23 protein-coding genes are annotated in these 22,240 nt (G+C 40.9%); 11 read left to right on the forward strand and 12 right to left on the reverse strand.

Annotated elements, in window-relative coordinates:
* The 4 genes from AAEU31_RS11165 to aspS all read right to left on the reverse strand — a co-directional run bounded on the left by AAEU31_RS11165 (position 1) and on the right by aspS (position 3,276).
* Positions 1 to 588, reverse strand: a complete 588-nt coding sequence (locus tag AAEU31_RS11165) for a GNAT family N-acetyltransferase (RefSeq protein ID WP_421967242.1) — start codon at positions 586 to 588, stop codon at positions 1 to 3.
* A 30-nt stretch (positions 589 to 618) separates the two neighbouring features.
* Positions 619 to 1,209, reverse strand: a complete 591-nt coding sequence (locus tag AAEU31_RS11170; RefSeq protein WP_421967243.1) for a pentapeptide repeat-containing protein — start codon at positions 1,207 to 1,209, stop codon at positions 619 to 621.
* Complete coding sequence (locus AAEU31_RS11175; RefSeq protein WP_421967244.1) at positions 1,206 to 1,412, reverse strand: hypothetical protein; 207 nt, start codon at positions 1,410 to 1,412, stop codon at positions 1,206 to 1,208. Before AAEU31_RS11175 ends, AAEU31_RS11170 begins: the two co-directional genes overlap by 4 nt.
* 94 nt (positions 1,413 to 1,506) lie before the next feature.
* Positions 1,507 to 3,276 carry an aspartate--tRNA ligase gene (gene aspS, locus AAEU31_RS11180; RefSeq protein WP_421967245.1) on the reverse strand — a complete coding sequence of 590 codons (1,770 nt, stop codon included), beginning with the start codon at positions 3,274 to 3,276 and terminating at the stop codon, positions 1,507 to 1,509.
* 228 nt (positions 3,277 to 3,504) lie between these two features.
* On the opposite strand from aspS, the gene AAEU31_RS11185 reads away from it, so the two are divergent.
* Both AAEU31_RS11185 and AAEU31_RS11190 read left to right on the forward strand, forming a co-directional pair.
* Positions 3,505 to 4,353 (forward strand): DUF72 domain-containing protein, encoded by an 849-nt coding sequence (locus tag AAEU31_RS11185; protein ID WP_421967246.1) that lies wholly within the window; start codon positions 3,505 to 3,507, stop codon positions 4,351 to 4,353.
* 22 nt (positions 4,354 to 4,375) lie between these two features.
* Positions 4,376 to 4,870 carry a M48 metallopeptidase family protein gene (locus AAEU31_RS11190; protein WP_421967247.1) on the forward strand — a complete coding sequence of 165 codons (495 nt, stop codon included), beginning with the start codon at positions 4,376 to 4,378 and terminating at the stop codon, positions 4,868 to 4,870.
* 47 nt (positions 4,871 to 4,917) lie between these two features.
* Here AAEU31_RS11190 and AAEU31_RS11195 read toward each other — a convergent pair whose 3' ends face one another.
* From AAEU31_RS11195 to AAEU31_RS11205, 3 genes are all read right to left on the reverse strand, one after another.
* Positions 4,918 to 5,313 carry a hypothetical protein gene (locus tag AAEU31_RS11195; RefSeq protein ID WP_054551587.1) on the reverse strand — a complete coding sequence of 132 codons (396 nt, stop codon included), beginning with the start codon at positions 5,311 to 5,313 and terminating at the stop codon, positions 4,918 to 4,920.
* 193 nt (positions 5,314 to 5,506) lie between these two features.
* A complete protein-coding gene (locus tag AAEU31_RS11200) occupies positions 5,507 to 6,523 on the reverse strand; it encodes a DUF5924 family protein (RefSeq protein ID WP_421967248.1) in 1,017 nt (338 codons plus the stop codon).
* A gap of 444 nt (positions 6,524 to 6,967) precedes the next feature.
* Positions 6,968 to 7,648, reverse strand: a complete 681-nt coding sequence (locus tag AAEU31_RS11205; RefSeq protein ID WP_421967249.1) for a DUF3334 family protein — start codon at positions 7,646 to 7,648, stop codon at positions 6,968 to 6,970.
* 118 nt (positions 7,649 to 7,766) lie between these two features.
* Between AAEU31_RS11205 and cmoA the strand changes: the two genes are divergently transcribed.
* The 5 genes from cmoA to AAEU31_RS11230 all read left to right on the forward strand — a co-directional run bounded on the left by cmoA (position 7,767) and on the right by AAEU31_RS11230 (position 12,133).
* Positions 7,767 to 8,492, forward strand: a complete 726-nt coding sequence (cmoA, locus tag AAEU31_RS11210) for a carboxy-S-adenosyl-L-methionine synthase CmoA (protein WP_063706202.1) — start codon at positions 7,767 to 7,769, stop codon at positions 8,490 to 8,492.
* Between the two features lie 27 nt (positions 8,493 to 8,519).
* On the forward strand, positions 8,520 to 9,488 hold the full coding sequence (cmoB, locus tag AAEU31_RS11215; protein ID WP_054551592.1) for a tRNA 5-methoxyuridine(34)/uridine 5-oxyacetic acid(34) synthase CmoB: 969 nt from the start codon (positions 8,520 to 8,522) through the stop codon (positions 9,486 to 9,488).
* Positions 9,489 to 9,688: 200 nt separating this feature from the next.
* Complete coding sequence (purM, locus tag AAEU31_RS11220; protein ID WP_421967250.1) at positions 9,689 to 10,741, forward strand: phosphoribosylformylglycinamidine cyclo-ligase; 1,053 nt, start codon at positions 9,689 to 9,691, stop codon at positions 10,739 to 10,741.
* Positions 10,741 to 11,388, forward strand: coding sequence for a phosphoribosylglycinamide formyltransferase (gene purN, locus AAEU31_RS11225; RefSeq protein WP_054551594.1), 648 nt, complete (start codon positions 10,741 to 10,743; stop codon positions 11,386 to 11,388). Before purM ends, purN begins: the two co-directional genes overlap by 1 nt.
* Positions 11,333 to 12,133, forward strand: coding sequence for a DUF3108 domain-containing protein (locus AAEU31_RS11230; RefSeq protein WP_135924182.1), 801 nt, complete (start codon positions 11,333 to 11,335; stop codon positions 12,131 to 12,133). Before purN ends, AAEU31_RS11230 begins: the two co-directional genes overlap by 56 nt.
* A gap of 18 nt (positions 12,134 to 12,151) precedes the next feature.
* Here the strand turns inward: AAEU31_RS11230 and AAEU31_RS11235 are convergent, their stop codons facing one another.
* Positions 12,152 to 12,916, reverse strand: coding sequence for a class II glutamine amidotransferase (locus AAEU31_RS11235; RefSeq protein WP_054551596.1), 765 nt, complete (start codon positions 12,914 to 12,916; stop codon positions 12,152 to 12,154).
* 337 nt (positions 12,917 to 13,253) lie between these two features.
* On the opposite strand from AAEU31_RS11235, the gene fadE reads away from it, so the two are divergent.
* Positions 13,254 to 15,710 carry an acyl-CoA dehydrogenase FadE gene (fadE, locus tag AAEU31_RS11240; RefSeq protein ID WP_421967251.1) on the forward strand — a complete coding sequence of 819 codons (2,457 nt, stop codon included), beginning with the start codon at positions 13,254 to 13,256 and terminating at the stop codon, positions 15,708 to 15,710.
* Here fadE and AAEU31_RS11245 read toward each other — a convergent pair.
* A complete protein-coding gene (locus AAEU31_RS11245; RefSeq protein ID WP_421967252.1) occupies positions 15,707 to 16,801 on the reverse strand; it encodes a DUF6136 family protein in 1,095 nt (364 codons plus the stop codon). The genes fadE and AAEU31_RS11245 overlap by 4 nt on opposite strands.
* The gene (locus AAEU31_RS11250; protein WP_421967253.1) at positions 16,798 to 17,388 is read right to left on the reverse strand and encodes an ATP-binding cassette domain-containing protein; all 591 of its coding nucleotides are present in this window, start codon (positions 17,386 to 17,388) and stop codon (positions 16,798 to 16,800) included. The genes AAEU31_RS11245 and AAEU31_RS11250 overlap by 4 nt, the downstream gene beginning before the upstream one ends.
* Positions 17,389 to 17,538: 150 nt before the next feature.
* On the opposite strand from AAEU31_RS11250, the gene AAEU31_RS11255 reads away from it, so the two are divergent.
* From AAEU31_RS11255 to AAEU31_RS11265, 3 genes are all read left to right on the forward strand, one after another.
* Positions 17,539 to 19,464 (forward strand): S9 family peptidase, encoded by a 1,926-nt coding sequence (locus AAEU31_RS11255; RefSeq protein WP_421967254.1) that lies wholly within the window; start codon positions 17,539 to 17,541, stop codon positions 19,462 to 19,464.
* Between the two features lie 303 nt (positions 19,465 to 19,767).
* Positions 19,768 to 20,205 (forward strand): SulA-like leucine-rich domain-containing protein, encoded by a 438-nt coding sequence (locus tag AAEU31_RS11260; protein ID WP_199525799.1) that lies wholly within the window; start codon positions 19,768 to 19,770, stop codon positions 20,203 to 20,205.
* 40 nt (positions 20,206 to 20,245) lie between these two features.
* Positions 20,246 to 20,725, forward strand: a complete 480-nt coding sequence (locus AAEU31_RS11265; RefSeq protein ID WP_421967255.1) for a YchJ family protein — start codon at positions 20,246 to 20,248, stop codon at positions 20,723 to 20,725.
* A gap of 31 nt (positions 20,726 to 20,756) precedes the next feature.
* On the opposite strand, the gene AAEU31_RS11270 is transcribed toward AAEU31_RS11265, so the two are convergent.
* A complete protein-coding gene (locus AAEU31_RS11270; protein WP_421967256.1) occupies positions 20,757 to 21,587 on the reverse strand; it encodes an alpha/beta hydrolase in 831 nt (276 codons plus the stop codon).
* A gap of 2 nt (positions 21,588 to 21,589) precedes the next feature.
* Complete coding sequence (locus AAEU31_RS11275; RefSeq protein ID WP_421967257.1) at positions 21,590 to 22,234, reverse strand: dienelactone hydrolase family protein; 645 nt, start codon at positions 22,232 to 22,234, stop codon at positions 21,590 to 21,592.
* Positions 22,235 to 22,240: the final 6 nt, after the last annotated feature.

Below are 22,240 nucleotides of genomic sequence, written 5' to 3' on the forward strand. Positions count from 1 at the left end.
CTATGACTGCGCTAATTTGAATTCTAAACTACGTTTAACCATGGGCCACTCACCATCAATAATTGAAAACAGCACGGTGTCGCGTACGCAGCCATCGGCCATTATTTGGTGATTACGAAGTACCCCATCTTGTTTCGCTCCTAAGCGAGCAATGGCATTGCGCGAAGCCTGGTTATGCCAATGAGTACGAAACTCAACGGCAATCACATTAAGCGTTTCAAATGCATAACTCAGTAGCAGTTTTTTACATTCAGTATTAACACCAGTACGTTGAAAACGCTTGGCATACCAGGTGTAACCAATTTCTAAACGGCGGTTTTTACTGTCGATATTACAAAAGCGAGTTGAGCCTATCACCTCATCGGTGTGTTTATCAATAACAGCAAATGGTAATGCGCGACCAAGTGCTTGTTGTTCAAACGCCATATTTAAATAATCGTCAACTCGTTCTTCATTGGGCACCGAGGTAAACCACAATTCCCAAAGCTTTCCATCGGTAGCGGCGTTTACTAAAGCATCACGGTGCTCAAGCGTTAACGGCACTAATTTAACAAATTGACCTTCTAAGGTGATGGGACTTAAATCCATAACTTTCCTTACTTTAATTAGCAATAATATTTAATCCACCAGCTCTATATCGAGCCCTGCTAATAAATCCAAAGCAGCATAACGTTCAAATTTGGCCTTACTGATATTGTTAGCTGTTATATCAATAGCAAAGTGGCTGGCACCAATAAAGTTAGCTTTACTGAGGTTGGTTTGTTGGAACAAGCTGTCACGAAAGTCCGTATCAGTAAAATCAGCTGAAGATAAATCTGCATGTCTAAAATCAACATCTTTGGCAAAACAGCTACGCATTTTTAAAGCTTTTAAACTAAGTTCAAAAAAGCTACTATGGCTTAGTTCACAGCCAATAAAACTCACAGGGGCACGGCTGGCAAGTAACGGCCAATCAACATCAGTAAAGCGCACACTGGTTAATTTACACTGTTTAAAGCTCACCTCTTCGAGTGAGGTGTACCTAAGCCCAAGTGCAGCTAAATTGCAGTTTTTAAACTCGCATTCTATAAACCGACAGTTTTCAAACTGACTGTTGTTAAAGTCACAGTCGATAAATTCGCATTGCTCAAACTCACAATGTGAAAATGTTTGCCCTGCTAGGTTTACTTCAAAGGTGTGTTCAAAATAGAGGGAATGGCTTGCGATCACGCGGTGGTCTCAATATCTTGTTTAAGCGCAAGTACAGCAATAAAAATAAGACCGAACAATGGAATTAGCCCTAGTAAACCACCAATAACGGCCACCACGATTGGTGTTGAGGTTTTACGCTTACCTAAGTAATAGCTGATCGCGGCAAAAACAGGGATCAAAATAAAAATTATTTGCCCGATTAAAGTTGCACTGATATTCACACTCTTTCCTTGAAGAACATACTAAGTATTTATTTAAACACAAAAAACCCTAAGGCATACACCTTAGGGTTTTCGTAAATCAGGCTTTTACCAATTATTCAGCGTCTTTCGCTACAACATCAATTGCAAGCTCAGTTAATGCATCTGCATTTGCTTTGCTTGGTGCATCTGTTAATAAACATGATGCTTGAGTTGTTTTAGGGAAAGCAATAACGTCACGAATATTATCAGTACCGCATAACAGCATAACTAAGCGGTCAAGGCCAAACGCAAGACCTGCATGCGGTGGCGTACCGTATTTAAGTGCGTCAAGTAAGAAGCCAAACTTGTCTTGTTGCTCTTGCGCTTCGATACCTAAAATTCTGAATGCTGTTTCTTGCATTTCTGCATTGTGAATACGTACCGAACCACCACCAACTTCGTAGCCGTTTAATACCATGTCGTATGCATCTGATAGTGCACCAGCTGGGTTTGCTTCAAGCTCTTCAGGAGAAATACCTTTCGGTGCAGTGAATGGGTGGTGAACCGCATGCAATATACCTTCGTCGTCGTCTTCGAACATTGGGAAGTCAACAACCCATAATGGTTTCCAGCTATCTAGATCAGTAATGCCTAAATCAACACCAATCTTAAGACGTAGCGCACCCATTGCTTCGTTTACAACGTTGCGCTTGTCAGCACCAAATAAAATGATGTCGCCAGATTGTGCGTTAGTACGCTCAAGTAACTGGTTGATCACCTCTTCGTTTAAGAACTTAGCGATTGGTGATTGTACACCTTCAACGCCCGCAGCACGGTCGTTCACTTTCATCCATGCTAGGCCTTTCGCGCCATAGATACCAATGAACTTAGTGTAATCGTCGATTTGTTTACGAGAAAGCTCAGCACCGCCTGGTACAGTTAATACCGCAACACGGCCTTTTTCGTCATTAGCAGGACCAGAGAATACTTTAAACTCAACGTCTTTTACTAAATCAGCAACGTCAACAAGCTGCATTGGGTTACGTAGGTCTGGTTTATCAGAACCATATAAACGCATTGCTTCGCTGTAAGGCATAACTGGGAAGTCGCCTAAGTCAACGTCTAGTAATGATTGCCACATTTCGCGGATCATTTTCTCAGTCATTGCACGCACTTGATCAGAGCTCATGAATGATGTCTCTAAATCGATTTGTGTGAATTCTGGCTGACGGTCAGCACGTAAGTCTTCGTCACGGAAACATTTAACAATTTGATAGTAACGGTCAAAGCCCGACATCATTAATAATTGTTTAAATAACTGTGGTGACTGAGGTAAAGCATAGAAGCTACCTTTGTGAACACGGCTAGGTACTAAGTAGTCACGCGCACCTTCTGGTGTTGCTTTTGTTAGTACCGGTGTTTCGATATCTAAGAAACCGTTGTCATCTAAGAAACGACGCACAAAGCTGCTCGCTTTTGCACGAAGTTTGATACGGTCGCTCATTTCAAGACGACGTAAATCTAGGTAACGGTATTTTAAGCGGCGCTCTTCAGAGTTTTGCTGATTAAAATCAAGTGGTAATGGCTCTGAACGGTTGATGATAGTTAAGCTTGTGCCTAAAATTTCAACTTCACCTGTTGCCATGTCTTTGTTTACTTGGCTTTCAGGGCGTGCGCGAACAACACCTTTTAACTGCACACAAAACTCTTGACGTAGTTTATTCGCAGTATCCATTAATCCTTCTACTTCAGGATCAAAAACAACTTGTACTAAACCTTCTCTGTCACGTAAATCGACGAAAATAAGGCCACCAAGGTCACGGCGTTTGTTGATCCAACCACATAGTTCAACTTCTTGATCTACGTGAGATTTATTTAGCTGTCCGCAATATATAGAGCGCATAGTATTCCTGTCAGTTAAAGACTTATAGCCGCCTGCTCTTAAGAGTTCGCTATTTTGAGAGCAAAAGCCACTATACAAAGTAATCATTTAAGGCAGAGCATTATACCCAAACCATCTCAAAATGCGAGTGCCAGCAGTGCCTGTCGGGGGGCTAAATATATGCCCCGGCTTCTGAGCAAACATTTCTTTTGTTACACTAGACATAATTTAAATTTATTGGTTGATTTAATGCTGTACTTAGGTTGTCCGCAGTGGTCTAGCACCGCATGGAAAGGAAATTTGCTCTCTAGTCACTGTAAAAGCGCCGACATGCTCAGTGAGTATGCGCAATGCTTTAACTCAGTCGAGGGCAACACCAGTTTTTATGCTGACCCAAGTCATGAGTCATTAGTGCGCTGGCATGATGCTGTCCCCGAAGACTTTAAATTTACTTTTAAGTTTCACCGGCGTTTTAGTCACGAATTACAACTGACGAATATAAATAGTGAGCTTAATGCGTGGCTAAACTTATTTGAGCCCATTTTTGCTAAAACGGGGCAAATCATGTTGCAGCTACCCCGTGCCTTTGGCCCTGATGCCCTCCCCCTTCTTGCTAATTTTATTGCACAACTACCTAAACAACTTAGTTACGGCGTAGAAGTACGTCACCCCGGCTTCTTTAATAAAGATGATGCTGAAATTCGTTTAAATCAGCTATTAATTAAAAATAATATAGATCGCATCAGCATGGATACCCGCGCTTTATTTGCGGTACCCGCCGATACCGATGCACTCATTGATGCGCAAAAGAAAAAGCCTTATTTACCTGTGCATGCTATTGCAACAGGAAATCAGCCAATGCTGCGCTTTGTGATTGCCAGTCTTGAACACGAATACAAGTCGTATTACCAGCCATGGCTGAAAAAAGTAAAGCAATGGCTTGATGAAGGAAAATCGCCCTATTTGTTTTTTCATACCGCAGATAATCGCCAGTCACCACTTTTAGCAAGACAGTTTTGCCAAGATTTAGATTACAATCACCCCGTGCTTGCGCCTTTTATAGGTGAACGCGAAGCAAGCCAAAGCAGTTTATTTTAGCGCCCGATTTATCAGAGAAAATATGAAAGATTACAGCCGTTATTTTCAAGGTTACCCGCCCCACATCATTGAGCAAGTGTTACAGCTATTTAATGGTGACAGAGCCGCAAAATACCTTAAAGGCAAATACCCTGATGCGCATAGCATTACCAGCGATAAAGCTTTATACAATTACGCCACTGAGCTGAAAAAGCGCTACCTTAAAAATGCCCTGCCTTTTGGCCGTGCCGCATTCAAAAAACAAGGCGATATGGTCACAAATGCCTTAGGTACCCATACTTTTCGTATGCAAGGTAAAACCCGAAAACACGATCTTGCCATTAATAGCGACCTACTTCGCGCACCTGAGCCACTACTCAAAGCACTCGTCGTACACGAGCTGGCTCATTTTAAAGAAAAAGACCACAACAAAGCCTTCTATCAACTTTGCTGCCATATGGAGCCGCAATACCATCAACTAGAACTGGATTTAAGAATATTCGGTGTGCTGGTAGGTGAAGGGAAAAATCCTTACTAAAGATATAAGTAAAAATAATATGAAATCTAATACCAAAAATAGACTGTTTACTTGAGCTTTTTTATAACATCATCACTAAAGAGCATTAGAATCAATGCACCTTCGCAAAGAGTAAGTAAATAACCAATAGATGCATCAAAATACATTGTTACATATAACCCAAGAATGTAAGGGCTCACAAGAAAGTTAAAGGCGATCAGTGAACAAAATAACCACTTTGCTAATTTTTTGTATAAATAAAGACCAAGCAGACTTAATACATATACCATTGAGTAAATGTATGGAAACGAGCTTTGAGGTTCAATGATTCCACCTGTTCCTGAAGCAGATAATAAGTGAGAAATGTCTTCAGAGTAAATATATTGCCAAATATAAGGTAAGAAAAAAAAAGTCGTATATAAAACTGCTGTAACCAGCACAGTAAACTGAAAATATCTAGTCATGCTTCTCTTGCCAAAAATTTTAAACTTAATATTTACAATAATTAAGTTATTGGTTCATAGCAATATGTTCCTCTAAGAATACGTTATGAGTAAGGCTGTTGATTTCAAGCCAAATAAAGCCTCATTCAAAATGTTTTTATTCATAAACGTTCAATCAAAATTGCCCACTCTAATTTCGGTTGAAAGCTGACGGCTAGACTTCAATTACTTCAAACCTTCTTTGCCCTATCAGCTGCCCAGACTCGGTAACCACTTTAATGACCCATTTTCCGACGGCATTTGCAGGAAAATTCGTTTTATGGCTCCACGCTCGATAGCCCTCTTTACGACCACCAGAAATATCCAAGGCTATGCGGTCAACTTCTTTACGATTATGCACCCAAACATGAAAGATTTTTTCATTTAGCCCTCGCGGTGCTTTTACTGCACTAAAACTATATAGACCTTTTTCATGCAAGCTCTGCTCGGTGAGTTCTGTTATTGGCGAAAGCGGTTTACGGGCTTGTGCATCAAGCTGATACGACATGCTCATATCGGTTAAACGCAGTGCCGCAGGTGGCACAAAGCTACGCAATTGCCAAAGCCCAACACCTAATGCACAAAGCAATAACACCAACAACGGAAAACGCCACCATTTAGCATTGGGCATCAAATTACCAAGACTTGGAATTGTTAAAATAACAGCCGTGATCAGCGCAATTTCAAAACTTTGGCTGGTCGTTAACTTTAATAAAATTGGCAAGGTAACCGACAACACGACAAACAAAGAAAAGCTATGAAACACACTAAACCACACACTGTGCCTTGCAAGCTTTTTGTAATAGAGGGGGTCAACAACAGATACGAACGCACAAAGAATAATTAAAGCGGTAAACGCGGCCTGACCATGGTCCCAAGTAGTCACCGCCAAGAAAAATGGTAAGGCAAAAAACAAACTTTCTTGCTGCACAACCTGCAGCGCAAAGCGCATCACGTTAGGCGACACCGCCACACCAAAACGCTCCTCTACTTTATCTCTAAGCCAGTTGTCTATTAACAACCACAACCAAGTGACTAATAATAAAACAGAGATAAGCTGCGAAAACGATTCTTTTCGCTCAACAAAGACATAGCTTGCCACACCACTACAAAAAGCCAACACCGCCATCAACCCCGGCCGCTTCTGCATCATGAAAACAAATTTAGTTATAAAGTTTTTTAAGTAGTTCATGCAATCATCAAATCCATTTAAGGCTTTATGAGTAAAGCATAAATTGGATGAATGTAGGCTTTAAAACGAGCTTTAAGTTCAAAGCTTTAAGCTGTAAGGTATTTAGATGAAGTGAACAAGCATAGAGTATTTTCTAAAAGGAAAAAATGGAATGTTATATAGAGTATTGATAATACTTTTATTAATTTCTAAGTGTACAACTGCAAACGCATTTGAAGATTATAGTTTTAAAGATGGTAAAGGGACTTGCAAGATGAAACCAGTATTAGCAAACGGTGCAATTTCATTAATTGGCCTCCTAGACAAAGATGTTATCAATTGCTCTAAAGCACAAAAAAAGCGCGGTCTAAACCGCGCCTCTATTTTTATCTGACGGCTGAAAGCTGATGGCTGACAGCTCATGTCGTTGGGTTTCGCTGCGCTCTACCCAACCTACGAATCCGGTTACAAACCAAGTTCTGCCATAAAATCATCATCTACATCGTCTGCTTGTGATGATGCTTTTTGCTTTTCAGCTTTTTGCTTGGCTTCGTTTTCGATGATGTCATCTGGGTCAACAGCTTCTGAAATATCAAAATCATGTAGTTTGATAAATTCAGTTTTATCCATTGCCAGTTCTAGATAGAAGATATTTTGCTTCGCTGTAGTGAAAGTCACACGGCGTGCTTGTGGTCTATCCATAGTGGTATCGACAGAGATTTGCACTTGTTTATTAATCGCCATCATCTTAGGTTGGTTTTGCGTAATAGAAGTATGCAGCTGGTCGCGTACTTTTGACGTAAAGTCACCAACGATTTGGTTCATCAGCTCGCCGAGTACGTTTGCCACATCATCTGATAAATGGCTTTGTGCAATTTCGTCTTCTGGCATACCCATGTTGCGCATATAGTCATGGTAAATTTCCATGGCTGCTTGGGCTGTGAAGTTTGTTACCACAAGGCCAGTAAAACCACCATCGAATAATACAAAACAGCCAATATCTGGGCGCATACAGGTGCGGGTTATTTTTTGTACCATGGCAGAATAACTAATACTATTACCACTTGCTGAAGACAGAACTCCAGTCACTGAATGACACAGAGTTGATAAGATATCTTCTGTACTAATCACTTTGCTTTTTGTCATTAAACTTCTCTTTTTTGTACTTGTTATTGATAATTCTAGCCAAGCTACTGAATTTATCACTGACTATCCAGTTAAAAATGCTAAAATAGCGGTATTATTTTTTAAAGAGACTGTTCACGTGACGCAAAAAGACAGTATTTATGCCACTGAGCAAGCGGTTAAAGACTTTAGCTTTGACCAACATGTAGTAGAAGTTTTCCCAGATATGATCCAGCGCTCGGTGCCGGGTTACGCAACCATTGTTAGCACCATAGGTAAACTGGCTGGCGAATACGCGCAAAGTAATTCAAACCTATACGACTTAGGCTGTTCACTTGGTGCAGTAACTTTAAGTATGCGCCGTAATATTCGCACCGATAACTGTAATATTATTGCCGTTGATAACTCAGAAGCGATGGTTGAGCGTTGTAAATTACATTTACAAGGTTTTCGCTCTGACGTGCCAGTCACTGTCACGCTGGGTGATATAAACGATTTAGCCATCGAGAATGCCTCTGTGGTGGCAATGAACTTTACATTACAGTTTATTCCACCTGAAAAGCGCCAAGCGGTGCTTGAAAAGATTTACGCAAATTTAAAACCAGGCGGCGTTTTGCTGCTGAGCGAAAAAATTAGAGGTGAAAATGAGCAATGCGATAATTTGCTCATTGATTTACATCATGATTTTAAACGTCATAACGGCTATTCAGAGCTTGAGATCAGCCAAAAGCGCACAGCTATCGAAAATGTCATGCGCCCTGATCATTTATCTACCCACTTAAACCGATTAAGTGAAATTGGTTTTAGCCAAACGCAAGTGTGGTATCAATGTTTTAACTTCTGTTCGATGATTGCAATCAAGTAATCATCACAACGATATAAAGAGTATTTCATGTCTCAATGGTTTAACCAATTTTATGCTGCTATCGCACAAAGTCCGCTTAGTCACTGGCTCGAAACTTTACCTGGCCAATTAAAGCACTGGGAACTCGAAGCCAGCCACGGTGATTTACCTAAATGGCAAAAAGTGCTGAAAAACTTACCTGAGGTAAGCACAAACCATGTAAACCTGCAGGATAAAGTACAAATCGGTACCGGTGATGAGCTATCTGAAGGTCAGCAAAAACAGTTAACGCATTTATTAAAGCGCATGATGCCTTGGCGAAAAGGCCCCTTTAGCTTACACGGTATCGAGATTGATACTGAGTGGCGCAGTGATTGGAAATGGGATCGTTTACTGCCTCATATTGAACCGTTAAAAGGCCGCACTGTGCTTGATATTGGTTGTGGCTCAGGTTATCACTTGTGGCGTATGCGCGGTGAAGGCGCTAATTTTGTAGTAGGTATCGATCCATCTGATTTATTCTTATGCCAATTCCAAGCGATAAAGCATTACCACCAAGATGAAAACGTGCATTTATTGCCATTAGGTGTTGAAGCTCTGCCAGAGCTAAAAGCATTTGATACAGTATTTTCGATGGGTGTTTTATATCATCGTCGTTCACCAATCGACTTTTTAGCGCAATTAAAAGCGCAGCTTCGTCCTGGCGGTGAGTTAGTCCTTGAAACACTGGTTGTTGAAGGTGATGAGCACACAGTTTTAGTGCCAACCGACCGTTATGCAAAAATGCGTAATGTGTGGTTTATCCCAAGCACCGCGGCATTAAAACTATGGATGGAGCGCGTTGGCTTTAAAGATGTACAAGTTAAAGACTGTGCAATCACAACGCTTGAAGAACAACGTAAAACCCAGTGGATGGAAAACGAATCATTGGTCGACTTTTTAGACCCAAATGACACCAGCAAAACCATCGAAGGTTACCCAGCCCCCCTACGCGCTATTTTAACAGCGAAAGCTTAACAAATAGTGAGAAGTCTCTAGTTACAAGGTCAAAGTGACATTTACTTGATACTTTTGCCTTGTAACTTGAAAGCAAAAAACCGGACAACTGTCCTTGTCAAGTCGGTTAAAGTGATTTTTCAACTAGCCGCGCCATTGCAATTGTTGTAAAATACGCGCGTTTCTAAGCAACCCACATGCAACTTTTTTGAGGAAAACCTGTGAGCGAACAAAAACAGTCTCTTAGCTATAAAGACGCGGGCGTAGATATCGATGCCGGTAATGCACTTGTTGAGCGTATTAAAGGCGTAGTTAAAAAAACCAGACGTCCTGAAGTAATGGGCGGTATCGGTGGTTTTGGCGCACTTTGCGAACTACCAACTGGCTATAAAGAGCCTGTACTGGTTGCTGGCACAGACGGCGTTGGTACAAAACTACGTTTAGCAATCGATCTTAAAAAGCACGACACAGTGGGTATCGACCTTGTTGCTATGTGTGTAAACGACCTTATTGTACAAGGTGCAGAGCCACTATTTTTCCTTGATTACTATGCAACTGGTAAATTAGACGTAGACACTGCGGCTGATGTTGTAACAGGTATTGGTAAAGGCTGTGAGCTTTCTGGCTGTGCATTAATCGGTGGTGAAACTGCTGAAATGCCAGGTATGTACGACGGCGAAGACTACGACATGGCTGGTTTCTGTACTGGTGTTGTAGAAAAATCAAAAATTATCGACGGTACTAAAGTTGCTGCAGGCGACCAATTAATCGCCCTTGCATCAAGTGGCCCTCACTCAAACGGCTTCTCATTAATTCGTAAAGTTCTTGAAGTATCTGGCGCAGACACGAGCGCTGAGCTTGAAGGCAAAACACTTGGCGATCACCTTTTAGAACCAACTCGTATCTACGTTAAACAACTACTTGAGCTATTCAAGCACGTTGACGTACACGCGTTATCTCACATCACGGGTGGTGGTTTCTGGGAAAACATCCCACGCGTACTTCCTGAATCTGCAAAAGCAGTTATCAAAGGTGACAGCTGGGAATGGCCTTTTGTTTTCAACTGGTTACAAGAAAACGGCAACATCACAACACACGAAATGTACCGTACATTCAACTGTGGTGTTGGTATGATTTTAGTTGTTCCAGCAGACAAACTTGAGCAAAGCTTAACAATCCTTAAAGATCTTGGCGAAAATGCATGGCATATCGGTGAGATCCAAGATGCGAAAGCAGGCGAAGAGCAAGTAGAAATTTTAGGTGGTCGTGACTAATGACCCCTTGTCGTCTTGTTGTATTAATTTCTGGTAGCGGTTCAAACCTTCAAGCCATCATCGACGCATGTGCGCGTGGTGAGATAAAAGCCGAAATCGCCGCTGTAATTAGTAATAAAGCCGACGCCTATGGCCTTGAACGAGCAAAAAATGCAGGTATACAAACACGTGTACTTAGCCATAAAGATTTTGACTCGCGCGAGGCCTATGATGCTGAGTTAATGGACATTATTGACAATTTTGAACCAAATCTAGTTGTATTAGCTGGTTTTATGCGTATTCTTACTCCTAGCTTAGTGCAAAAATTTAAGGGAAAAATGTTGAACATTCACCCTTCTTTGTTGCCTAAGTACCAAGGGCTGAATACCCACCAACGAGCGATAGATGCAAAAGATGACGTTCATGGTGTCAGTGTTCACTTTGTCACAGAAGAGCTAGACGGCGGTCCCGTTGTTCTTCAAGCCAAAGTGCCGGTACTCGAAAACGATACCGCAGAGACACTCGCACAACGTGTTCATCAGCAAGAACATATAATCTATCCATTGGTGGTCAAGTGGTTCAGTGAACAACGACTCAAGATGGAAGCAGATTATGCAGTTTTTGACGAAAAGAAACTTCCTGCACACGGCGCGCACTATCCAGAATAAAAATTTAAGTGCCCTACTCGCTTGTGTGGGCACTTTATTACTTCCTACCAGTGTTTTAGCTGGCGATCTCACTCAATATGAAGCCAAATACGATGTACTTCGTAAAGGCGAAACCCATGGTAAAGCAATCCGCGAGCTTAAAAAAGCCGCCGACGGTAACTACGTGATCACTTATCACAGCGAAATCGAATGGATGATTTTTTCTGACTCACGAAAAGAAACATCTAAATTTACTTACCATGATCAAAAAATTTCTCCGCTAAGTTACACCATGGAGCGCTCAGGCACAGGGCCTGATAAAGAATACAGCTTAAAATTTGATGCGGCGCAAAAGCAAGTACAAAGCAGCGAAAGTAAATACCCATTAAAGCTTGATTGGTCTGACGATTTTCAAGATTCACTGTCTTACCAAGTGCAAGTGCGCGAAGAGTTAAAACAAGGTAAAACGCAATTATCGTATCCATTGATTGATAAAAAAGGCAACCTGCGCAATTACGACTTTGAAGTTATCGGCACCGAAGTTATTTCGCTACCTGTTGGTAATGTAGAAGCGATTAAAGTTAAGCGCTTATATGATAACGATAAACGCCAAGCATTGGCGTGGTTTGCCCCAGAAATGGACTACATGCTCGTGCGTATGTGGAAAGGTGAAAAAGGCGTAGAGCAATTTGAAGTGCAACTTAATTCATTCACTGTGACCACACCAGTCGCCGTAACAAATGAAGTGAGTAATGAAGCGCCTTAATAGCGCTTCATCTTTTATTTAAATTTTTTCGCCCATTTTAAACAGTGCAAACTCACCGGGTTCCATTTTCTGCCAGCGTTCATCATTGGTGAGAGGCCGTGTTGCAATAACGGTAACCACATCGTTCGGTGTGGTTTCTTTTTGAAAATCAATCACCATATCTGCATCAATTAATGTCGCTTTGCCAAATGGTGCACGGCGCGTGATCCAATGTAGGTTATTGGTGCAATAAGCTAACACATAAACACCATCGGTCAGTAACATATTAAATACGCCTTTTTCGCGCAGCGTATGGGCAAGCTTTGCCGCATAACGAAATACAGACGCCATATTTGATGGCCGCTTAGGGTATTTTTCGCGGATCTTATCGAGCAGCCAACAAAACGCCAGTTCACTGTCAGTGTTACCGACAGGTCGATAATAGTCTGGCTTTAAATCATGATAATTAGATAATTGCCCGTTGTGTGCATACGTAATTTCACGGCCCCATAACTCGCGGGTAAACGGATGCGTGTTTTCAAGGCATACACGACCACGATTCCCTTGGCGAATATGACTTATCACCGAAATACTTTTAATAGGATACGCTTTAACGAGTTTGGCAATTTCTGATTGGCAACTTGGCTCGGGATCTTTAAATGTGCGACAGCCCTTACCTTCATAAAAGGTGATGCCCCAACCATCTTTATGCGGGCCAGTGTTTCCACCACGCTCTAATAAGCCCGAAAAACTAAAACAAATATCCGTTGGTACATTGGCTGACATGCCAAGCAACTCACACATAGAACTATTAACCTATAAAACTAATCGAAGTAAAAGGCATGATGGGCTGATCCCTGCCTGCGCTCATTGTTGTACATAGCGCTAAAGATGGCAACTGCTATGCTGAGATTTTCAGAACTATCTGATAAATAGTGCATATTTTACACACCTTTTTATGTGCACCATTTACATAAACTAAATAGTCATAAGCCCACTGTAAATTTTTTTGCACTGTTCATACAGTTTACTCACTAAAAGGTTTTACAAAGCATCGTTTTATCTTTGTTCCCCTCTTGATAATTCATGGTTGTAGCGCTACTCTAAAAGAGGTGGTCTGACCTCTATTAAGGAATAATCAATGACTCTCATATTTTTACTTGGTTTACTCGTGCTACTTAGTGTGGCGAGTTACCACAGATCGAGCTGGAATACCTGTTTAGGTATTGCCATTGCGACCTTACTTGTTGGCACTTTTGCTGGCGCGTTTGGTGCAATCAGTTGGCTACTATTTTTACTTATTGCTGTGCCACTTTCTGTGACAAGCATTCGTCAACAATACATCATTAAACCTATTTTTGCTGCATTTAAAAAAGTAACCCCGACAATGTCGGATACTGAAAAATCAGCAATTGATGCCGGTACTACGTGGTGGGAAGCGGATCTATTTTGTGGTCGTCCTGACTGGAACAAATTACACCAATACCCAGCACCAAAACTGACTATCGAAGAACAAGCGTTTATTGATGGCCCAGTTGAAGAAGTGTGTAGCATGTTAGATGACTGGCACGCAACGCACGAATTAACTGATTTACCGCAAGATGTTTGGCAATATCTAAAAGATAATAAATTCTTTGCCATGATCATCAAAAAAGAATATGGCGGTTTAGAGTTTTCTGCTTATGCACAATCATGTGTACTGCAAAAACTAACAAGTAAATCAACGTTACTTTCATCTATCGTAGGTGTACCTAACTCATTAGGTCCGGGCGAATTACTTCAGCACTATGGTACTAAAGAGCAAAAAGATCATTACTTACCACGTTTAGCGAGTGGTCAAGAGATCCCATGTTTTGCTTTAACATCACCAGAAGCTGGTTCTGACGCAAGTGCAATTCCTGACTACGGTGTTGTTTGTAAAGGTCAATGGAACGGCGAAGAAGTTGTTGGTATTAGCCTAACGTGGAACAAACGTTACATTACTCTTGCTCCTGTTGCGACTGTACTTGGTCTTGCATTTAAACTACAAGATCCAGACGGTTTACTAGGTGATAATAAAGAACCTGGTATTACCTGTGCGTTAATCCCAACAGATACTCCTGGAGTAGAAATTGGCCGTCGTCACTTCCCGCTAAATGTACCATTCCAAAATGGTCCTACTCGCGGTAAAGACATCTTCGTACCACTTGATTACATCATTGGTGGCCCGAAAATGGCTGGTCAAGGTTGGCGTATGCTAGTTGAATGTTTATCTGTTGGTCGTGCAATCACCTTGCCGTCTAACTCAACAGGTGGCATTAAAACAATTGCGCTTGCAACAGGTTCTTACAGCCGTATTCGTCGTCAATTCCGTTTACCTATTGGTCAAATGGAAGGTGTTGAAGAATCAATGGCAAAACTTGCAGGCTACGCTTATAGCTCTGATGCTGCCGTTAGCATGTCTACCGGTGCTGTTGACCTTGGTGAAAAACCATCGGTTGTATCTGCGATTATCAAATACCACTTAACTGAACAAATGCGTGAAGCAACAATTCACGGCATGGATGTTCATGGTGGTAAAGGCATCATGCTTGGTCCAAACAACTACCTAGGTCGTGGTTATCAAGGTGCGCCAATTGCAATCACTGTTGAAGGTGCAAACATCTTAACGCGTAACATGATCATTTATGGTCAAGGTGCAATTCGTTGTCATCCATTCGTGTTAACTGAGCTAGGCGCTTGTGCAATTGAAGACCGTGAAGAAGCGCTTGCAGTATTCGATAAAGCATTAATGGGTCACGTTGGCTTTACTATTTCGAACCTTGTTCGTACTAAGTGGTTAGCACTAACGAATGCTCGCTTCACAAGTACGCCGTACAAAGACGAAACAGCTGAGTTTTATCGTGTTGCGTCACGTTTCAGCGCATCATTAGCATTAATGTCAGATATCAGCATGGCGGTATTTGGTGGTTCATTGAAGCGTAAAGAGCGTATCTCTGCACGTTTAGGTGACTTACTAAGCTACTTATACCTTGTATCTGCAACACTTAAACGTTACAACGACGAAGGCCGTAAAAAAGAAGATTTTGCGCTAGTTCAATGGAGCTGCCAAGATCACCTTTACCACTGCCAACGAGCTCTTGCTGACCTAATCAATAACATGCCATCTGCACCACTTCGTGCAATGCTAAAAATCATGTTATTCCCATTCGGTCGTCCAGTTCGTAAACCTACTGATAAGCTTGAGCATAAACTTGCGCACTTATTACAAGTACCAAGCGAAACTCGTAACCGTTTAGCTAACTATATTTACCTTAAAAACGAGCCACTTAACCTTGTTGGTCGTCAAGAGCAAACGCTTAAAGACATTCTTGAAGTTGAGCCGCTGTTTGACAAGGTATGCCGTGAAAAAGGCGTAAAACTGCCTTTCTTCCAGCTTGATAAAGTAGCGCAAATAGGCCTAGAAGCTGGCATTTTAAGTCAAGCTGAAGCCGACAAACTAGCGGCTGTTGAAAAAGCCCGTCTTGACGTTATTAACGTTGACGACTTTGACCCAGCAGACTTAGTTGCTGGTAAAGTAGCCCGTGGCGAAAGCGATAAAAAAGCAGACGCTGCCTAAGCTAGCAAAACAATTCCAATTGTTATGAAAAACCAAACCAGCGCAAATTGCGCTGGTTTTTTTTGCGCTATATATTGCTGTAATAAACACCAGCCTGCGCCAATGGGTATGTAAATCAAGTTAGTGCCAAGCATGCTTATAACTACCATTAAAGCCACAGCAAAAAATATAAGACTCGGTATAAAATGGCTTACATAAAACAGCTTGTCTTGGTTATTACTTTGAAAGAATAACCGATATTTTTTAAAAACAGCCATGCAATCGAACTGTAACGAGCTAGTTAGCAACACACATACTGATAAAGCTACAGCCTGTATCAGATCACTAAAGTCACTCCGAATTGTTATTAGCTGTAATAAAGAAAACAAACATGCAACCAGAACTGAGCCACGCCATATTAAACACCAACTGTGTTGTAAAAAGTAACTAAGCCAAAATAAAGCAAACGAGTGTACTTTCAACTTATGGCTAATTCTTACAGAAGGGATTAAAGTCGAGCAGCTGAAAATAGCAACAAATCCTAGATAGTATTGCAGCGAAGATAAACTAACAGGCAGTAATATCAGTACAGAGCTTATTAACAAGCTATAAAAAAGTGCAATTGGCCTATAAAGAACAAATACCCCACATAGCCACTGCAAAAACACAAAAATCATAAAATGAGGCACTTGTAGCCATTGTTTCAACGATAAATCTACAGCTATTAATAAACTCGCAATGAGCCAAACATTACTTAAAAATAATAACTTGCAGTCAACACATACTCGCCAAGAGGGTTTATAAAGGCTTCGCTGAAATGCCCTGTTTTGCACATTTTTAATGGCTGGCGCCATGGCCCATAACATCACCGATTCAAGTAAAAGATAAACCAATGCTAATTTGGCGCCAGAAGCGGGTTCTGCATGGCTATCGACTATTTTCCCAAGCCCTAAAAACAACAGTAAAACCATACCAAGAAATGCAGGGCCAAGTAAGAGTGCGAGCAACAAGCTAAAGCTCTTTAACTGAGACAGCATGCTTTTAAGGTTAGTCGTATATGCTAAGTATCGATAAGCAAGGAATGACGCGTAGCTAGCAAGAGAGTCAATCATAATGCTGTACACTCAAAACCGTGCTGTATAAACACCTGAGGTTCGTGGCTTGTAATTATGATTTGCCCATTAGGTTTATCATCTAGGTAGTCATCAAGTAAGGTCAGCAAAAATTGAATACTTGTTTGATCAAGCGCTGCACTCGGTTCATCTAATAGTAAAAATGGGGCTTTCTTTAAAAAAGCAGTAATGAGCTGGCATTTCTTTTGGTTTCCACTAGATAAAGAACTGAAGCGAGTGTTGAGATGCTCTGTAAAGTTAAAACCTTTAATGAGCTGCTCTGATATGTCTTTCTTTAATGCCTTGCAACTAAGTTCAATAATTTGCCTCGCAGTTAAAAAATCAGGCAGCACAATACGGTCGCTAGCAATTGAAACATCGTTTTGCGGTGATTTTAATGCCTCATTATTGTATAAAATCTGCCCTGACTGTGGCTCTTCTAGGCCAGCGAGCATCATCAGTAGCGTTGTTTTTCCTCTGCCATTGGCTGCCTGTAAACAAACTCTTTTACCTTGTAATTGCTTATTGTAGTTTTCAAAAACGTGGGCTGAGGCAAAACGTTTATTGAGGTTGTTTATTGCAATCATGTTTACTTCCTTTAATAGTGGAAAAATAATATCACACTCATGTCCCTATTTATTTACATGATTTGTAACAAATATCAAATGGGTAAAACTTGCGTTTAGATTATGAACAGGCAACACTTTATAACGAAAAATTAACAAGGAATAATTACAATGAAACCGAGTTTTCAACTAGCAGCCGTGGCATGTGCACTCAGCCTTGCACTTGCAGGATGTTCACAATCAACCCAATCAACAAGCAGCACCGAAAGCGTGCAACAAAGCCAAACTGTTAAACAGTATGATGCTGAAACCTTTTTTGATACAACCTCAATTATGGGCAGCAGCTTTTCACCAAAAGGCGACAAAATACTCGTTAGCAGTGATGAAAGCGGCATTTATAGCCTGTATGAAGTAGATATAAAAACCGCCAAAAAAACCCGCTTAACAGACTTTGAAGACAGTACTTATGCAGTGGCTTATTTCCCTAAAGATGAGCGCGTACTATTTACTAAAGACTCAGGTGGTAACGAGCGGTATCACATCTATGTTCGCGAAACAGACGGCACAGTTAAAGACCTCACCCCAGGTGAAGAAACCCGTGCAGGATTTGCAGGCTTCACAGAAGACGGTAAACACTTTTTTATAACCAGCAATCAGCGTGATGCTAAGTTTATGGACCTATATCGTGTTGATGCTAACAGCTATGAAGTAACGCCGGTTTATCAAAATACCATGGGGCTGGATGTCGGTGCTATAAGCCCTGACGGCCGCTTTATTGCTTTATCGAAAAACAATTCGAACAAAGACAGCGATGTGTTCATTCTCGATACGCGTAAAAAAACCCTTAAACCAGAGCTTATCACCCGTCATGACGACGACGCTAAGTATGGCCCAGAAACCTTCTCAAGAGACAGTAAATCATTGTATTACTCAACCGATGCTAAAGGTGAGTTTGCACAAGTGTGGCGTTATGACTTAACTACCGGCGAGCACAGCCCTGCCCTCAAAGATGAGTGGGATGTCAGCTTTATATACTTCTCTAAATCTGGCCGTTATCAAGTAAGTGGTGTTAATGCCGACGCCAGCACTAAGGTGTCGATAATCGATACCACCACAGGTAAAGGTATTACTATGCCATCGTTGCCTGCAGGTAACTTACGTGGTGTTAATTTTTCAGCTGATGAAAAAACTATGGCGTTTTATTTAAATTCAGACACCTCGCCAAGCAATTTATTTGTGTGGCAAGTCGGTGAGCCGAAAGCTAAACAATTAACTAACACATTAAGTGATGCAATTAATCAAAGTGACTTAGTTGAGAGCACAATTGTGCGCTTTAAGAGCTTCGATGGCTTAGAAATCCCGGGGGTTTTATATAAACCTAAGCAAGCCAACAGCAACAATAAAGTACCTGCTTTAGTTTGGGTGCATGGCGGCCCTGGTGGACAAAGCCGTACTGGATATAGTGCGATGCAGCAACATCTAGTCAATCATGGTTATGCCATTTTTGCGGTTAATAACCGAGGCAGCTCAGGCTATGGTAAAACCTTCTTCCATTTAGATGATAAAAAACATGGCACTGATGATTTACAAGATATTGTTTACGGTAAAAAACACCTGCAAAGCCTAGATTGGGTCGATGCCGATAAAATTGGTATCATGGGGGGCAGCTACGGTGGCTTTATGACCGCCGCAGCACTTGCCTTTGAACCTGAAGAATTCAAAGTAGGCATTAATATCTTTGGTGTAACAAACTGGGTTAGAACCTTAAACTCGATTCCACCATGGTGGGAAAGCTTTAAAAAGGCACTGTACGATGAAATGGGCGATCCCGCGACAGACAGTGAGCGTCACCGTGCAATTTCGCCACTATTTCATGCTAAAAACATCACTAAGCCATTAATGGTGATCCAAGGTGCTAATGACCCACGCGTTTTACAGGTTGAAAGCGATGAGCTCGTTGCCGCTGTAAAGGCAAATGGTGTGCCTGTCGAATATGTATTATTCGATGATGAAGGCCATGGTTTTACTAAAAAGGAAAACCGCATTAAAGCCTCAAACGCATATCTTGAGTTTTTAAATACCTACTTAGACAAATAGCAAAATTGCAAAGATAAAGAGCCGGTTTTTAAACCGGCTTTTTTATGCAAAACACCTGTATAGAAGCAAAATATAGCAGCTCATACAGTACTGTATAGAATACTGTATAATTTTAATGATAAATTTTTCACCTTTTTAACCTTCCAAAACAAAAAAGTAACCCATTGTTTAATAAGAACTAAATAAATTTAATTAACATAAAACTGAATAATTGGTTAAAAAATAGCAAAAAAGTACTTGCGCAAAAACACTGTATAAACTACTGTATACACATACTGTATAAACAACCAGTGAGTGAAAGTTATGTTACAGCCAATTACCTTAAGAACAGTTAAAAGCTACCAACAAGATAACGACAAAGCGTCTGTTAATTTAATTCAAATTGAAGACGAAATATCAGCAACCTTTGAGCTATTAAAAGTATTGCATCATTACAATAGCCAAAATGCATGGACACTATTAATTGCCCCTGATCATGTTCCTAGCAAAGCATTATTAGATTCGTGTTCGATTGATACCAGCAAACTACTTGTGATCAGACAAAAGCATTTAGTTAACCTTGAGTACGTACTTAGCTCTGCATTACATAATGGTAATTTTGCCGCAGTGATCACATGGACAGATATCGTAAACAATCATCAACTTGATTCGATGAATCTAAATCTTGAGCAAGCATCTGCTAAGTTTTATTGTTTTACAACAAGCGCTCAATTAAACAATTTAGTACCGCAGCCACAATAGGCTTGTTAAAATAACAATTTATAGTTTTAGGTAAGTTGTTATGACATCACTCACCCACCCCCTTTGTCCTTGTGGCAGCGAATCGACTTACGAGCTTTGCTGCCAACCTTTTCATACAGGTGCAAGCCAAGCTGATACGCCAGAGCAACTTATGCGTTCTCGTTTTAGTGCATACGCGCTGAAAGATGCAAAATATGTATTTAGCACCTATGCACAAAGCCAACAAACCGCAAACCCGGTTCGCGAAATTAAAGATTTTGCTAATAGCTGCCGTTTTACCAAACTCAGTGTTTTAGATACAGAATATAATGATCAAGAAGGTTTTGTAGAATTTAAAGCAAATTACTTTTACCAAAACTTGTATTGTGAGTTACACGAAAAGTCGCGTTTTATTAAAGAAGATGGCCTATGGCGTTACCTAGATGGTGATATAACGCCAGTTGCAGATATTAAAATTGGCCGTAATGACGAGTGTCCTTGTGGTAGTGGTAAAAAATATAAAAAGTGTCACGCTCTTTAATTGCTCTTATACCAATCCGCTTAATTAAGTATTATTGCGGGTTAGTATTAGTCTGGTAAATCCAGTCTAGGGCTTGGGTAATCGTTGTTGGGAATGCGGTTGCATGGCGTGCCTGAGGAATAACAAATAAATTTGTTGTAACAAGCGCGCCACTTTGTTTATTAATTTTAGCTGCTAATTGCCTTGCGCCCGACACCATTTTTTCACCTTCGCTTTCTTCAAGTTCACCCACTGCGATGTAAACTTTTGTTGTGTTGGCAGCTGGTTTTACAGCCATAGCTAATATTGAGTTTTCTTTAAACCATACTGAAGGACTGCCGATAATGTAACTTGAAAAAAGCGAAGGCTCGGTAAATAAGGTAAAGGAAGCAAATAAACCACCCAGCGAGTTACCGACTAATGTACTTTTTTGGTTTGTTCTGTAGTGAGCCTTAATATATGGCAATACAGATTGTTTTAGAAAGTTTAGATACTGGCTTGCTCCGCCAGTTTTACGTTGCCAATTTTTATCTTCAAATGGCGTATAGTCATAAATACGGCTATTAAGCCCCGGCACACCTTTTTGATACCCTACTGCGACGATAATCACCTCTTCCATCGCCCCCGAATTCATCATAAAGCGACTAGCACCAGAGGCAATTGGCAAACTGTAGTTTGCATCCAACAGGTAAACAACGGGGTAGCGCTTCTGGTTTTGTTTTTGGTAGCTGCGTGGCAGTTTAATTGTAATGGGGTATTCGTTTTCGATATGTTTATCTTTAACTAAAACAGTATTAGTGCGCGGCAAAGTAAATGGCTCAGCATCGCTTACTGAGCTCACGCCGAAAACACTGATCACAAAAACGAGCAATAAATAAGGCATAGTTAATCCTTTAGCCACTTCTTAATTGGTAACAGCCACTCATCTTTTGGCTTATAAAATGCACCATGGGAGAGCCCCGTATTGATGCTTAGTTCTTCGAACTTAGTTACTGAACTTCTATCAATTAAAAACTGGCAAGAGCCAACCTGATCTGAGCGTTCAAAGATAGAGTAAACCTTGCCGTAAGCTTTAACTGATGAGTTCTTTTTTATTAGGCCAGCACAACCTGCCAATATAACTAAGTTAATATGTGTGCGTTTAAGCTCATTGGCTGCCAGTATCGACAATGCCCCGCCCCGTGAAAAACCAACCAAACTAATATTCGACTCATCAACACCGGCGCTGATCAATGCTTCAACATCTGCAGCAAGTTTTTTCGCAAATGCAAATGGCTCAGTACCTTTTGGCCTGTGATAGGCAATTAAATGATAACTATCATCTGCAAGTGCTTCTTTTACCGCAATAAAGTCATAAACACCAAAGGTTTTGTGAACAGGCTTAGGGTTTTTACCTTCGACGATAAAACCATGGGAATAAAAAACATAGTGCTCATGCGGATCAATCTCTGTTGGAAACTGGCTATAAATAGTGCCAGCGAGAGCAGGAATAACCCAACAAGCACAGGTTAAAAGTAGTGTACGTAACACTGGTAT

It is taken from the genome of Pseudoalteromonas thalassia (genome assembly GCF_049257215.1).
Lineage (GTDB): Bacteria > Pseudomonadota > Gammaproteobacteria > Enterobacterales > Alteromonadaceae > Pseudoalteromonas > Pseudoalteromonas lipolytica_C.